Here is a 13276-nt window from a genome sequence, read left to right on the forward strand (position 1 = left end):
TTGGAATCGGAACCAACAATCTCGACTGGCACTCTGGAAAACGGAAAGCAATATTCTGCGCGGGGCAGTTTCTTGACTTGCAGTCAGCACTCGATCCAGTAATAGGGGCAAGAGGTTCATACTCCATTGTTTCATCCAAACATTACGCTGTGATGTCGAGTAGCTGCATGCATAAGGCGCGGGCATCGTTTGAAATGTCTGGACTAAAAACCAGCCAATAGCCTTTTGCGCTTGTCAGTGTCACATCGCAGGCGTGGACCAACTTCCCGCGCGCTATTGCATTATCGATAAGTCCCACCCAGCCAAGCGCGATCCCCTGATCGGCCATAGCTGCTTCCAAAACGAGGTTATAAGTGTTGAAAATCAACCCGTAATTTCCCTCATCAATCTCTTCGTTGATAGCCTCAAGCCATGTTGGCCACGTGTACCAGCGATCGCCTTGCAATGTATCCAGGTGCAAAAGTGCCGATGATTTGATACCCGCCGCATTCGGGAAAGGGCCATGTTCCTCTAAAAATGCAGGAGAGCAGACAGGGACAACAGCTTCTCCGATGAATGCAATAGAGTCTTTTGGGACGTCGTCCTTTGCTCCAAACAAGATTGCAACATCGGCTTCGCGATAATCCAGCGGCTTGATCATAGAAGATGCGGTGATACGAACGTCAACATCAGGATGTCTGGGGCGGAATTTCGCTACACGCGGCATCAACCAAAACGCAGCGAAGCCGTAATCTGTTGCAATGCGCAGGCCGGGAGTCCGCTGTCTGCGTTTAATTTGTTGAATCGCATCTTCAATACCGTCAAGGCCGCGACGCACAGCATCATAAAGTATGCGTCCCTCCGGGAGAATTTCGACGCCTCGGGCTCGTCGTGCGAACAGCGATACGCCCAATCGATCTTCCATGCGTTTTATTTGATAACTGACAGCAGGTTGTGTCATGCCTAACTCACGCGCTGCGAGAGTTAGATTTTCTAATCGTCCAACAGCTTCAAAAACGCCGAGACTGCCCATATCCCAGGATGGAGAAACCATAAATAACCTTTATGACTGTGATAAAAAATCAGTGTCTTTTCCCTTATCCCTAAAGATGTTTTTCTTAAACAAGGAATGCAAGACATAACGAATTTTGATTGAAAATCATTTCGCTAAATACAGATAGGGGACAGATATGCGCTACCTTACAATGACAGCAATTGCACTTGCGAGCTTTGCAGGTTTGTCGAATGGAGCCTCTGCGGCTGATGCTGCGGCGTGTGAAACAATTCGTCTGTCTGATCCGGGTTGGACGGATATTACATCAACGAATTCAATCGCCAGCGTGCTTCTTGACGGTCTTGGCTATAAGCCTGACGTGAAGACAATGTCAGTTCCTATCGGATATGAGGCACTCAAAACCGGTAATCTGGATGTTTTTCTTGGCAACTGGATGCCCGCGCAGCAGAAATTCCGGGATGATCTCGATAAAGCAAATGCTGCTGAGGTTTTGGTAAAGAACCTTGAAGGCGCAAAGTTCACATTGGCTGTTCCTGACTACGTGGCTAAAGAGGGTGTGAAAGATTTCGCTGATCTTGCAGCGAATGCTGATAAGTTTAGCAAAGAGATCTATGGCATCGAACCCGGTGCGCCCGCGAACCAAAACATTCAGAAAATTATTGAAGATAAAAAGTTCAAGCTGGAGGGCTGGAACCTTGTGGAATCAAGCGAGCAGGCAATGCTTGCTCAAGTGGACCGCAAGAACCGCGATAAGCAATGGGTTGTGTTTCTCGCATGGGCGCCACACCCGATGAACACCAAACTCAACATCGAATATTTGGCGGGTGGTGACGATTATTTTGGTGCGAATTACGGTGGCGCTGAAGTCTACACGCTTTCACGCACGGGTTGGGCGAACGATTGTGCAAACGCTGCTAAATTCTTCAAGCAATTGACGTTCACGGTTGATCTCGAAAATGAGCTGATGGACAAGATCCTTAACGAGGGAACTGAAGGCACTGCTGCGGCAACTGCATGGCTCAAATCCAATCCGGCTCAGATAGATAAATGGCTTGATGGTGTAACCACGCTCAAGGGCGAACCGGGCGCTGCCGCAGTGAAGGCAAAGCTCGGATTATAAGTCGCACGACAGTCTTGGTTTCGGCGGGCGTTGATTGCGCCCGTCGTTTGACGTTTGTACTTTATCTCCATTGATGGTTCTTCCCATGACAAAGCCGAACATACTGATATTGATGGTCGATCAGCTAAATGGCACATTCTTTCCTGACGGACCGGCCGAGTTTCTTCATGCCCCACATTTAAGAAAGCTGGCCGAAAGATCTGCACGTTTTGCGAATTGCTATACGGCAAGCCCGTTGTGCGCGCCGGCACGTGCCTCGTTTATGTCGGGGCAATTGCCATCGCGCACCGGCGTTTATGACAATGCGGCTGAGTTTTCGTCAGAAATACCGACCTATGCGCATCATTTGCGGAATGCTGGATACCAAACAGCTTTGTCAGGCAAAATGCACTTTGTTGGCCCTGATCAATTGCATGGCTTTGAGCAACGCTTGACGACAGATATTTATCCTGCGGATTTTGGATGGACACCGGATTATCGCAAGCCGGGTGAGCGGATTGACTGGTGGTATCATAATCTTGGATCGATCACGGGGGCTGGAACAGCTGAGATAACAAACCAACTCGAATATGACGACGAGGTCGCTTATCAGGCTGAGACCAAGCTCTATAATCTGGCTCGCGGCCATGATGACCGCCCATGGTGCCTCACTGTGAGCTTTACGCATCCACATGATCCCTACGTGGCGAGAAAAAAGTTCTTTGATCTTTATGCAGATATTCCCGAGCTTGATCCAAAAATTGGACCATTGCCTGCAAGTGAAATTGATCCGCACAGCGAACGTTTGCTACGGGCTTGCAAAGCGGAAGATTATGATCTGACCCGGGAGCAGATCAGGGCCGCGCGTCAGGCCTATTTTGCTAATATTTCCTATGTCGATGATAAAATTGGCAGCATTCTTGATGTGATTGATCGATGCGGGATGGCTGAAAATACAATTATTGTTTTTACGTCAGATCACGGAGATATGCTCGGTGAGCGCGGGCTGTGGTTTAAGATGAACTTCTTTGATGGCTCTGCGCGTGTGCCTTTGATGATCGCGTCGCCGCAGCTTAAGCCGGGACGGATTGAAGAAGCTGTATCAACGCTTGATGTATTGCCGACGCTTGCTGACTTCGCTGGAATAAATCTCAGCGATATCATGCCTTGGACCGATGGGGCGTCATTGGTCGATGTCGCATCAGGCGCTAAATCGCGCGGCGTGGTGCCAATGGAATATGCTGCGGAGGGCACTATCGCGCCCATGGTCGCGGTAAGAGAGGGGCAGTGGAAACTTAATCTGTGCGAGGCTGATCCACCGCAACTGTTTAATCTTGCAGAAGACCCGGACGAACTGTCGAACCTCGCCGATGCGTTTGAATATCAGGACGTCTTTAAACGTCTTAAGACACAGGCAGAGAAGCGCTGGAATTTAGAACTTTATGATCAGCAGGTTCGGGCCAGTCAAGCGCGCCGGCATGTGGTTTACACTGCGCTTCGCAATGGCGCTTACTACCCTTGGGACTATCAGCCGCTTCAAAAGGCTTCGGAGCGCTACATGCGCAACCACATGGATTTGAATATTCTTGAGGAGGCCCAACGGTTTCCAAGATAAAATCGGAGCTCTTTGATATTCACATGTATCGCTGAGTTATGTATTTCAGTCCGAAACTGCTTGAACGCTACAATGAAGCTTCTCGTTATACGCAAATGGAACCGGCTCAGACAGATTAGCGCCATCATTGCGGGCGCTCCAGCAAGTATCTTAATAATCGCACTCAGCGTGATCAGTGCGGAATCAAGCGTTGCACATGCTCTATCTTCGACTTTAAGTCCGAAGCCGCGGCCGATTTTACGCTTTGCGGTATTGAAGGCCTGCATATGGTGCGAAAACAACAAGGGGACTTCGTCTGACCGGCCGCGTTTCATTGCACACCTGTTCAGGTATTAAGGTATTGCTCAATTGGCGAGTAGCACGGCTATTTGGACTTTAGCGGATTGAGTATGCGATTGGAAATTGGCCTTGACCGCTTGGATCGGAATATTTCACATGATGACCGACTAATCGCTTCCATCGCTTGCTCTCCCTTCAGTGCAAATCAAGGCTAACAAAAATAATCATGCATGAAATCATTTGTCCTCACTGCAACAAGGCCTTCAAGATCGACGAGGCTGGTTATGCTGACATTTTAAAGCAGGTTAGAGACGGAGATTTCGAGAAGCAACTGCATGAGCGTTTGGATCTGGCCGAGCAGGACAAGCGCAACGCAGTGGAACTGGCACAGGCTAAGGTTGCTAGTGAACTACAGAAAACGACTTCTGCGAAGGATTCTGAAATCCAGGAATTGCGCGCGAAACTTGAGGCAGGCGAAGTTGCGCGCAAACTAGCGGTTGCTGAGGCTTTGAGCGACGTTGAAAAGCAGCGTGATAAGCTGGTGAACGATCTTGATAATGCCAGACGTGATCAGGAAGCGATGTCGAAACTCGCCGAGGCAAAGCTCATTTCAGAGTTGCAAAAAGCTGGTTCAATTAAGGACGCTGAAATCCAGAGCTTAAAGGCGAGACTTGATGCGGGAGAACTTTCGCAGCAACTCGCTGTTACACAAGCGGTCAGCGCGATTGAAAGAGAACGCGAGGAGCTGAAGAACGGTCTTTCCCGGGTAGAGCTCGAAAAGAAGCTGGCTGAAACGGCTCTCAAGGACAAGTACGAAACACAACTCCGGGATCGCGATGACGCTATTGAACGCTTGAGAGATATGAAAGCAAAGCTGTCGACAAAGATGATCGGAGAAACGCTCGAACAACACTGTGCCACCGAGTTCGACCGAATTCGAGCGACGGCCTTCCCCCGTGCATATTTTGAGAAAGACAATGACGCGCGCAACGGTAGCAAGGGGGACTTCATCTTCCGCGATATAGATGATGGCGCGTCTGAAATCGTTTCGATCATGTTCGAGATGAAAAATGAAAATGATCAGACTGCTACAAAGAAAAAGAACGAGGACTTTTTCAAAGAACTGGACAAGGATCGCAGCGCTAAGGGCTGTGAATTTGCAGTATTGGTCTCACTGCTGGAACCGGAGAGCGAACTCTACAATACCGGCATTGTAGACGTATCTCATCGTTACCCAAAGATGTATGTGGTGCGGCCACAATTCTTCATTCCAATCATTACGCTTTTACGAAACGCGGCAATGAACTCATTGAAGTACAAGACTGAACTGGCTTTGGTAAAAGCACAACACGTCGACATCACCAATTTTGAAAGCCAGCTTGACGATTTCAAATCAGCTTTCGGGAGAAACTGGCGTCTGGCCTCAGACGGTTTTGAAGAAGCAATCAAGCGTATTGATGAAGCTATCAAAGATTTGGAAAAGACGAAAGAAGCACTTCACAAGTCAGCAAACAACTTGCGGCTTGCAAATGACAAGGCTGAGGATTTGACAGTCAAGCGATTGACGCGTGGCAATCCAACGATGGCTACGAAATTTGCTGAACTCCAGTCAAGTGTCACGGAAGACGATTAAGAGAGCCGCCGATTCTTGACTGGATCTCAAGCTCACAGATCTATTAGCGGTTGTGCCTCTTTGCTCAGAGCTGCAGATGGACTGTCAGTTCGATAGGTGGTGACAGGCTTAAGCGGTATTTTAAGCGTTCCTCCCCAAATTAATAAGGCGGCGGCGCTAAAACCTGCACCAAGCATGCATACGCCTGTTCGTATGGCAAAGCGCGCACGATCGCAGGCGGAATTTCCTATAAGTTCTAACTTATCGGCGTGAAATTGAGAATCTATGCAAAAGATAAAACTTAGATTCCGGGTTCATGCTCCTAAAGACGCACGGGGTTCTAAGGGTTGAGATGCGCTGCATAGACGCTGATGTTTTGATCATGTGGTACGGGGAGGGTGCGCGTGCTGCAGCGCAAGCACAGCCGTTGTTTGCAGCACTAAGTGCCGTGAAGCGCGGCTCCTATGTGGCACTCGATGATCCTGTCGCGGTTTGGTCGACATCGGCATTAAGCGTTCTCTCCATTCCCTATAGTTTTCCCAAATTTGTGCCGCGTTTGGCTGAGGCTGCACGTAAAGCGACGGAGCAATGATGCATGATTACCCTAAGCGGATATTGAAAATTAATCCGTCAGCGAAAGTGCAAATTCTTTAATTGCAATATTACCGAATGCAGTTCCGGGTAGATGTGCAATTTCCGCCATGAAAGCTAAATTGCGGGCAAGTTTGATAACTAAGCTTCGGTAATATTGCTCAATGGTGAACCAACACTCCCCGAAAAGCCTCTATAGCGCTGATGGCTGCGGCTGAGGTGGGCCTGCATCGCATTGCGGGCTTTTTCAGTGTCGCCTGAGCTGATCGCTTCGCAAATAGCGTGATGCTCTATAACCGTGTTTTGAATATATTCCGGCGTGATCAGAGCGGGGTTGAGATTGCGTGAGAATGCTGGCTGCGGTAGCATTTTCACGCTCATCACGCTGAAAAATTCGATGAAAGCGAGGTTGTTTGTAGCTTCCGCTATGCATCGATGGAAAGCAAAATCGAGTTCATCTAATGCCGCTTCGTCATCCTGCGAGTTCTCAAACTGTTTAAGAGCCTCCCACATTTTAGCTTCCTGCGCCCATGATCTGCGCTGAGCGGCTAACCCCGCAGCATGAACCTCAAATGCCATTCGCAATTCAAGCAAGTCCATAAAGGGTAGGGATAAAAGACCGAGCGGCTCCAGAATGGTGGAAGCTTCGCCGGGTGCGGCATTGGCTTTGTCCTGATCGCGAACAAAGATACCCACCCCGTGTTTGGCTTCCAGCAATCCGTCTGAGCGTAAGGCTGCAATCGCTTCGCGAATAACCGTTCGGCTGACGCCAAGTGTGTGGCCGAGCTCTGCCAAGGTGGGGAGCTTGTCTCCATTTTGGAGTGTCCCATCGGTAATCAGCGCCTTGAGATTGTCAATCGTTCGCGATGTCAGTGTTTTCAATGAAAATCTATCCCGCTCAATTCATTTCCTCATCTCTCAGCTTTGTTACGATGCCTTCATGGAATATGCAAGATAGTATCATTCATGCAGTGATATTATCTCTTATCAAATTTATTTCTCTTTTGGTTAAAATTACCATGGATACAGATTGCTGAATCTAAGAAAATCAAATGCAAGATGTGCATTTCAGAAAGAGATTTCATTAAAAAATTTATTAGATCGGAATCAATTATACGGAATGGAAAATTGATAAGTTGTTATTTTAAAACAATAAAATGCAGTTAGTGAATATTTCGCCAACGCTGTACGACATCTAATAAACCATCTTGACAAGAAGTAATATTTCCGCGAATTTGATGTCATAACAAAACCGCAAGTGATAATATCACAATCTTTTCGTCGCATAACAGATGATGAAAATAAGAGATGCGGAAAACAATAAGGGGAAACATGATGGGATCGGTTTCATCCAGACTGAAAGAACTCGGTATTACTCTTCCAGAGATCACGGCACCAAGCGGCACATATGTTCCGTTCAGGCTTAGCGGTGATACGCTTTATATCTCGGGGCAGGTTCCGCGCGTTGACGGTATTGATTGCTATCTTGGCTTGGTGGGCAGTACGATGGATGTGAAACAGGCTTATCAGGCAGCCCGCATCTGTGCGCTTAATATTCTAGCTCGTGTGTCCACTGCGCTTGAAGGCGATCTGGACCGCATTTCTGCGTGTCTGCAGGTGCGCGGTTTTGTCAATGCAGTGCCAGACTTTAAAGATCATCCAGCTGTAATCGATGGGGCGTCTGATCTTCTCGTCGAAATTCTGGGCGAGAAAGGTCGCCACGCGCGAACTGCTTTGGGTGCAGGGTCGTTGCCACGCGGGTTCGCCGTTGAAGTCGATGCGATTTTTGAGGTTCGGCCTTAAAGCGCTGTTTCCATTGTGCTGATATAACGAAGCGAGAGTTCGATGACTGACAAAGCCATCAAGATGAGTGCGGTCAACAAATGGTATGGCCAGCTTCATGTACTTAGAGACATCAATCTGGAGGTTAATCGCGGCGAGCATATTGTGTTGTGTGGTCCTTCCGGTTCTGGAAAATCCACGCTGATACGCTGCATTAATTTTCTCGAAGAAATACAAGATGGTATAATTGATGTGAATGGAACCCGTTTGGGCAACAAAGGAGCGAATGTCGATCATATTCGCCGCGATGTTGGGATGGTCTTTCAGCAGTTTAATTTGTTTCCCCACATGACCGTGCTGGAAAATTGCATGCTCGCTCCGCGCCGCGTGCACAAGTCGTCGACGCCGTCGGCTAAAGAAAAGGCAATGCATTTTCTCAACCGCGTTCATATTGCGGATCAGGCCAACAAATATCCAGCTCAGCTATCCGGTGGGCAGCAGCAGCGCGTTGCCATTGCACGTGCACTTTGCATGGACCCCAAGATCATGCTTTTTGACGAACCGACCTCGGCGCTTGATCCCGAGATGGTCAAAGAGGTGCTTGATACTATGGTATCTCTCGCGGATGATGGCATCACGATGATCTGCGTGACCCATGAAATGGGGTTTGCGCGCGCAGTTGCCCATCGCGTCATTTTCATGGACCGCGGCGAGATTATCGAAAGCGCTCCACCGAACGAATTTTTCAGCTATCCCAAACATGAGCGCGCCAAAGCGTTTCTCGGGCAGATTCTCAACCACTGACAATAAGGGGAACAGAGGCAATAAGTGGGAGATAGCGAATGCACTATATATTTGACTTTGGACCAGTCTTAGCAGCATGGCCGGCGCTCGTTAATGGCGCAATCCTGACACTGAAAATATCGTCAACGTCAATGGTTTTGGGCCTGCTGCTCGGTATCGTTTTCATGCTTATGCGCATGAGCGCAATTAAGCCAATTTCGCTTATCGCGTTTGGCTATATCGAACTGATCCGGAATACCCCTTTTCTCGTGCAGTTGTTCTTTATCTTTTTTGGCATGCCTTCCATGGGTATCACACTGACTGCTGAACAGGCGGCAATTTTGGCGATGACGCTGAATTGCGCGGCCTATGCTGCTGAAATTGTTCGCGGTGGTGTTGAATCAATCAAGGTTGGGCAGGTTGAAGCTGGTAAGGCATTGGGACTTCATACATTCGATATTTACCGCTTCATTATCTTCCGTCCGGCCATTCGCGCAGTCTACCCCGCTTTGTGCAGCCAGTTCATCCTGATGATGCTCAATTCAAGCCTGGTGGCATCCATCTCTGCGGAAGAACTGACCTATGTGGGACAGATGATCGATTCAGAAACGTTCCGAAGTTTTGAGGTCTATTTCATACTGGGCGTTATCTATCTTGCACTATCGCAGTTCTTCTCCATCGTTCTGCAATTCATCGGCAGAACCTACTTTTCCTATCCGACGAAGTGAGGCTTAGCGATGATCCGTAGTTTTGGTTCAGGAGAATTCTTTTTCATCCTTGAAGGCGCACGCTGGACGGTCTTGTTGTCAATCCTCGCTTTTACTTTCGGAGGGCTTGCGGGCTTAATGGTTGCGCTTGGGCGTACCAGCCGGATGAAATGGCTGCGTTATACGATGGCGACCTATATCCAGATTTTCCAGGGTACACCGCTGCTCATTCAACTTTTCTTTGTCTATTTTGGCTTGCCGCTGTTGGGCCTTCGTGTCGATGTTTGGGTGGCCATGATCGTCGGACTTTCGCTGCATGCCAGTGCGTTTCTAGGTGAAATCTGGCGTGGAAGTATTGAAGCTGTTCCGACCGGTCAGGATGAGGCTGCACGTGCGCTCGGCGTTGGATATTTTGATCGTATGAAGGATGTCGTGCTGCCACAGGCATTTCGCATAGGTCTGCCTGCCACCATCGGATTTCTGGTCAATCTGATCAAGGGAACCGCGCTGGCAGCTTTGCTTGGGCTGACAGAGCTCACGCGATCAGGACAGCTCATGGCAAATATCACTTTCGAGCCGATGAAGGTCTTTGGAACGGTGGGTCTCATGTATTTCGTCATTTGTGTTCCGCTCACTTACTACAGCGCCCGGATCGAGAAGCGCCTCAACGCTTCGCGTTAAATCAAGAATAAATAAACCAGAGGTAAGAACATGTTTTCGAAGATCGCATTTAGTCTGGCAGCAGGTGTTGTTGCATCTCTTTGGGCTTCGGGTGCTGCACTCGCTGCATCACCTGACGAAATCAAAGCCAGGGGCGTTGCCGTTGTTGGGGTTCAGATGGACCAGTTTCCATGGGGCTTTATTGACGAGAATGGCAAGAATGGTGGCTACGACATTGAAGTCGCCAATCTGATTGCCAAGGAGCTTGGTGTGGAGGTCAAGTTCGAACGCGTTACCGGCCAAAACCGTATTCCACTGCTGACAAATGGTATGGTGGATTTTCTTGTGCCGTCTATGACGGTCACACCGGAACGCGCCAAGGTCATTCAGTTTGCGCTGCCTTACTCCGCAAACGACATCACTGTTTGGGGCAAAAAAGACCTCGACATTAAGGGCAATGAAGACCTTGCAAATTATACGATAGGCGTTAACCGAGGCAGCGCATTTGAGCCGATCCTTAGAAGGGTTGCGCCAGCGGGAACGAAAACCAAAGGTTTTGATGATGATGCAACAACCGTGCAAGCCCTTTTGTCCGGACAGGTAGACGCTATTCTCGGAAGTCTGACTTATGGTTTGGTGATCGACAGCACGGGGAATGGCGGTAACTATGATCGCAAATATAAGGCTGCAGATAACATTCAATCGATGGCTGTTCGTAAGGGCGACCAGGAAATGCTCGACTATCTCAATGATTTCGTAACACGGCATAATGCCGACGGATCATTGGATGCGCTTTATAAAAAGTGGATTGGTGTTGATCGCCCGAAACTACCAACCGAGCTTGAAGGCGTGGATTTTACGGGCAAGCAATAGTTATCCCGTGATTTAAAATAGAGGGTGTGCGGCGTTAACTGCACACCAACCACCAAAACACTCATATGCAACAAAATTGAACCCGCAAAGGATATTTGCGGGAACCGATAAACACGTGCCGCTCTACAGCTTTCCAGCTGCGCCCGCACATACCGTATTGATCTCTTTCTGGGAGTTAAGCAGAACATGACGATAGATGGCAAACTGATCAGGGTTGGTGTCGATATTGGCGGAACCTTTACTGATGTGGCGATGGAAGTTGGTGAGACTCTTCATTCGACCAAGGTGCTGACGGATTACGCATTTCCGGAAAACGCGATCATCAAAGCCATTGTTGAAGTGGCTGAAAAAGCTGGAGTTAAGCTTGAGCAGATCGATACCGTTATTCACGGCACAACACTTGCTACGAATGCGTTGATTGAGCGGCGCGGTGCCAGGACTGCACTGGTGACGACAAGGGGCTTCCGTGACGTTATCGAAATGCGCACTGAAAGTCGCTTCGAGCAATATGATCTGGATATTGTCCTGCCAGCACCACTTGTTCCGCGCAATGACCGATTGGTCATCGATGAGCGTATTGGAGCAACGGGAGAAATTCTCAAGCCGCTTGATGAGAAGGAAGTCGACACGCTCTGCGACCGTATTATTGCGGAAGGCTATGAAAGTGTCGCTGTCGGCCTTATTCATTCATACCTCAATGGCGAACATGAACGCCGCTTCCGTGATCGGTTGTTGGCTAAAAAACCTGATCTTTCGGTGTCGATCTCATCGGAAGTGTCGCCACAGATGCGCGAGTTCCAGCGCTTCAATACGGTTTGTGCGAACGCCTATGTAAAACCGCTGATGGCTTCTTATCTCAATCGTCTTGTAGGCCGTTTGCGCGAAGAGGGGTTGGTTTCACCTGTCTTCATGATCCATTCGGGTGGTGGTATCATCAGCATTGAAAGTGCGATTGAATTTCCGGTTCGTCTGCTTGAATCGGGGCCCGCAGGAGGCGCGATCTTCGCGGCCTATATTGCGGCCAATCACAAGCTTGATCAGGTCGTTTCCTACGATATGGGTGGGACAACGGCTAAAATCTGTCTGATTGAACAACAAGTTCCCAAGACGTCGAAGACCTTTGAAGTGGCGCGTACGTATCGCTTCAAGAAGGGTAGCGGCATGCCGATTTCTATTCCGGTTATCGAAATGGTCGAGATCGGCGCCGGTGGCGGCTCGATTGCAACGGTGGATTCCATGCGTCAGATCCGCGTTGGTCCGCATAGTGCTGGATCAGAACCGGGCCCTGCATGCTATAATCGCGGTGGTATTCATCCAACCGTTACGGATGCCGATGTTATTCTCGGTCGCCTTGATCCCGAAAGCTTCGCTGGTGGTGCTATGAAGCTGTCACGCAATGCGTCTGAAAAGGCGATGGAAGCTGATATTGGAAGTAAACTCGGTTCAGATGTTGCAACCTCTGCTTATGGTTTGAGTGAAGTCGTCGACGAGAACATGAGCAACGCAGCGCGCATGCATGCGGTGGAAAACGGCAAGGAATTATCGGAATTCACAATGATTGCCTTTGGTGGAGCAGCGCCTGTCCATGCGGCACGTCTTTGCGAAAAGCTCGGTGTTAATGATCTTCTCATTCCGCCCGGTGCAGGCGTCGGCTCGGCAATCGGCTTTCTGCGCGCTCCTTTTGGTTTTGAATCTGTCCGCAGTGCCTATAGTCGCCTGAGCCGTTTTGATGGCACCGCGATCAATACGGTCATTCGCGAACTCGTTGAAGAAGCAACGTCCTTTGTCCGTTCGGGCGCGCCTGATGCGAACCCATCGCTCGAATGCACGGCCTATATGCGCTATGCGGGCCAAGGCTGGGAAGTGCCGGTAACTATCGAAGTTCGAGACTATCAGGACGCAGATGCTGGCCTTTTCCGCGGTCTTTTCGATGAATGCTATGAACGTTTCTTCGGTCGTGTGATTGATGATCTGGACGTTGAAATCGTGAGCTGGTCGTTACGTGCAAGTGCAGATGCGGCCGCTCCATCGCCTGCAAAGCCTGTAAACAAACAGTCCCAGGCATTCGTGTCTGGTCAGCGGCAGATATTCGATGTTCTCGAAGAGCGTTTTCTGGATGCCTCTGTCGTTGAACGTGCCGATATGAAACCGGGTGATTGGGTCGCCGGACCTGCTGTCATCACAGAACGCGAAACATCAACCATCGTGACTGCTAGCCGCGAAGTGATCATGCAGGCCGATGGATGCCTGTTATTGCGCGCAAAAGCTGCTTGAGGAATGT

12 protein-coding genes are annotated in these 13276 nt (G+C 49.3%); 10 read left to right on the plus strand and 2 right to left on the minus strand.

All coding sequences use genetic code 11. The annotated features are described in order from the left end of the window. Positions 1 to 142 precede the first annotated feature (142 nt). Positions 143 to 1033 (minus strand): LysR substrate-binding domain-containing protein, encoded by an 891-nt coding sequence (locus WH356_RS21860; RefSeq protein ID WP_339514652.1) that lies wholly within the window; start codon positions 1031 to 1033, stop codon positions 143 to 145. Between the two features lie 136 nt (positions 1034 to 1169). On the opposite strand from WH356_RS21860, the gene choX reads away from it, so the two are divergent. From choX to WH356_RS21880, 4 genes are all read left to right on the plus strand, one after another. Beyond that, positions 1170 to 2114 (plus strand): choline ABC transporter substrate-binding protein, encoded by a 945-nt coding sequence (gene choX / locus WH356_RS21865; protein WP_445253716.1) that lies wholly within the window; start codon positions 1170 to 1172, stop codon positions 2112 to 2114. 85 nt (positions 2115 to 2199) lie between these two features. Continuing rightward, entirely contained in the window at positions 2200 to 3708 is a 1509-nt protein-coding gene (gene betC / locus WH356_RS21870) for a choline-sulfatase (RefSeq protein ID WP_339514654.1), read from the plus strand. 505 nt (positions 3709 to 4213) lie between these two features. Further along, complete coding sequence (locus WH356_RS21875) at positions 4214 to 5620, plus strand: DUF2130 domain-containing protein (RefSeq protein ID WP_339514656.1); 1407 nt, start codon at positions 4214 to 4216, stop codon at positions 5618 to 5620. Between the two features lie 331 nt (positions 5621 to 5951). Continuing rightward, the gene (locus WH356_RS21880) at positions 5952 to 6191 is read left to right on the plus strand and encodes a hypothetical protein (RefSeq protein ID WP_339514658.1); all 240 of its coding nucleotides are present in this window, start codon (positions 5952 to 5954) and stop codon (positions 6189 to 6191) included. 140 nt (positions 6192 to 6331) lie between these two features. On the opposite strand, the gene WH356_RS21885 is transcribed toward WH356_RS21880, so the two are convergent. Next, complete coding sequence (locus tag WH356_RS21885; protein ID WP_339514660.1) at positions 6332 to 7072, minus strand: FadR/GntR family transcriptional regulator; 741 nt, start codon at positions 7070 to 7072, stop codon at positions 6332 to 6334. A gap of 453 nt (positions 7073 to 7525) precedes the next feature. Between WH356_RS21885 and WH356_RS21890 the strand changes: the two genes are divergently transcribed. From WH356_RS21890 to WH356_RS21915, 6 genes are all read left to right on the plus strand, one after another. After that, positions 7526 to 7993 (plus strand): RidA family protein, encoded by a 468-nt coding sequence (locus WH356_RS21890; RefSeq protein WP_339514741.1) that lies wholly within the window; start codon positions 7526 to 7528, stop codon positions 7991 to 7993. A gap of 42 nt (positions 7994 to 8035) precedes the next feature. Beyond that, a complete protein-coding gene (locus WH356_RS21895; RefSeq protein WP_339514662.1) occupies positions 8036 to 8776 on the plus strand; it encodes an amino acid ABC transporter ATP-binding protein in 741 nt (246 codons plus the stop codon). 38 nt (positions 8777 to 8814) lie between these two features. Then, a complete protein-coding gene (locus WH356_RS21900) occupies positions 8815 to 9483 on the plus strand; it encodes an amino acid ABC transporter permease (RefSeq protein ID WP_339514664.1) in 669 nt (222 codons plus the stop codon). 9 nt (positions 9484 to 9492) lie between these two features. After that, entirely contained in the window at positions 9493 to 10143 is a 651-nt protein-coding gene (locus WH356_RS21905) for an amino acid ABC transporter permease (RefSeq protein WP_250043421.1), read from the plus strand. A gap of 30 nt (positions 10144 to 10173) precedes the next feature. Beyond that, positions 10174 to 10995 (plus strand): transporter substrate-binding domain-containing protein, encoded by an 822-nt coding sequence (locus WH356_RS21910; protein ID WP_339514666.1) that lies wholly within the window; start codon positions 10174 to 10176, stop codon positions 10993 to 10995. A 186-nt stretch (positions 10996 to 11181) separates the two neighbouring features. Further along, the gene (locus WH356_RS21915) at positions 11182 to 13269 is read left to right on the plus strand and encodes a hydantoinase/oxoprolinase family protein (RefSeq protein ID WP_339514668.1); all 2088 of its coding nucleotides are present in this window, start codon (positions 11182 to 11184) and stop codon (positions 13267 to 13269) included. Positions 13270 to 13276: the final 7 nt, after the last annotated feature.

It is taken from the genome of Ochrobactrum sp. MYb379 (assembly GCF_037479515.1).
Lineage (GTDB): Bacteria > Pseudomonadota > Alphaproteobacteria > Rhizobiales > Rhizobiaceae > Brucella.

Bases quoted from the DNA above. Each gene is read 5' to 3' on its own strand.
- WH356_RS21910 (WP_339514666.1), top strand. From the start codon at position 10,174: ATGTTTTCGAAGATCGCATTTAGTCTGGCAGCAGGTGTTGTTGCATCT.
- WH356_RS21915 (WP_339514668.1), top strand. From the start codon at position 11,182: ATGACGATAGATGGCAAACTGATCAGGGTTGGTGTCGATATTGGCGGA.
- WH356_RS21880 (WP_339514658.1), top strand. From the start codon at position 5,952: ATGCGCTGCATAGACGCTGATGTTTTGATCATGTGGTACGGGGAGGGT.
- WH356_RS21895 (WP_339514662.1), top strand. From the start codon at position 8,036: ATGACTGACAAAGCCATCAAGATGAGTGCGGTCAACAAATGGTATGGC.
- WH356_RS21900 (WP_339514664.1), top strand. From the start codon at position 8,815: ATGCACTATATATTTGACTTTGGACCAGTCTTAGCAGCATGGCCGGCG.
- choX (WP_445253716.1), top strand. From the start codon at position 1,170: ATGCGCTACCTTACAATGACAGCAATTGCACTTGCGAGCTTTGCAGGT.
- WH356_RS21890 (WP_339514741.1), top strand. From the start codon at position 7,526: ATGGGATCGGTTTCATCCAGACTGAAAGAACTCGGTATTACTCTTCCA.
- WH356_RS21905 (WP_250043421.1), top strand. From the start codon at position 9,493: ATGATCCGTAGTTTTGGTTCAGGAGAATTCTTTTTCATCCTTGAAGGC.
- WH356_RS21860 (WP_339514652.1), bottom strand. From the start codon at position 1,033: ATGGTTTCTCCATCCTGGGATATGGGCAGTCTCGGCGTTTTTGAAGCT.
- betC (WP_339514654.1), top strand. From the start codon at position 2,200: ATGACAAAGCCGAACATACTGATATTGATGGTCGATCAGCTAAATGGC.
- WH356_RS21875 (WP_339514656.1), top strand. From the start codon at position 4,214: ATGCATGAAATCATTTGTCCTCACTGCAACAAGGCCTTCAAGATCGAC.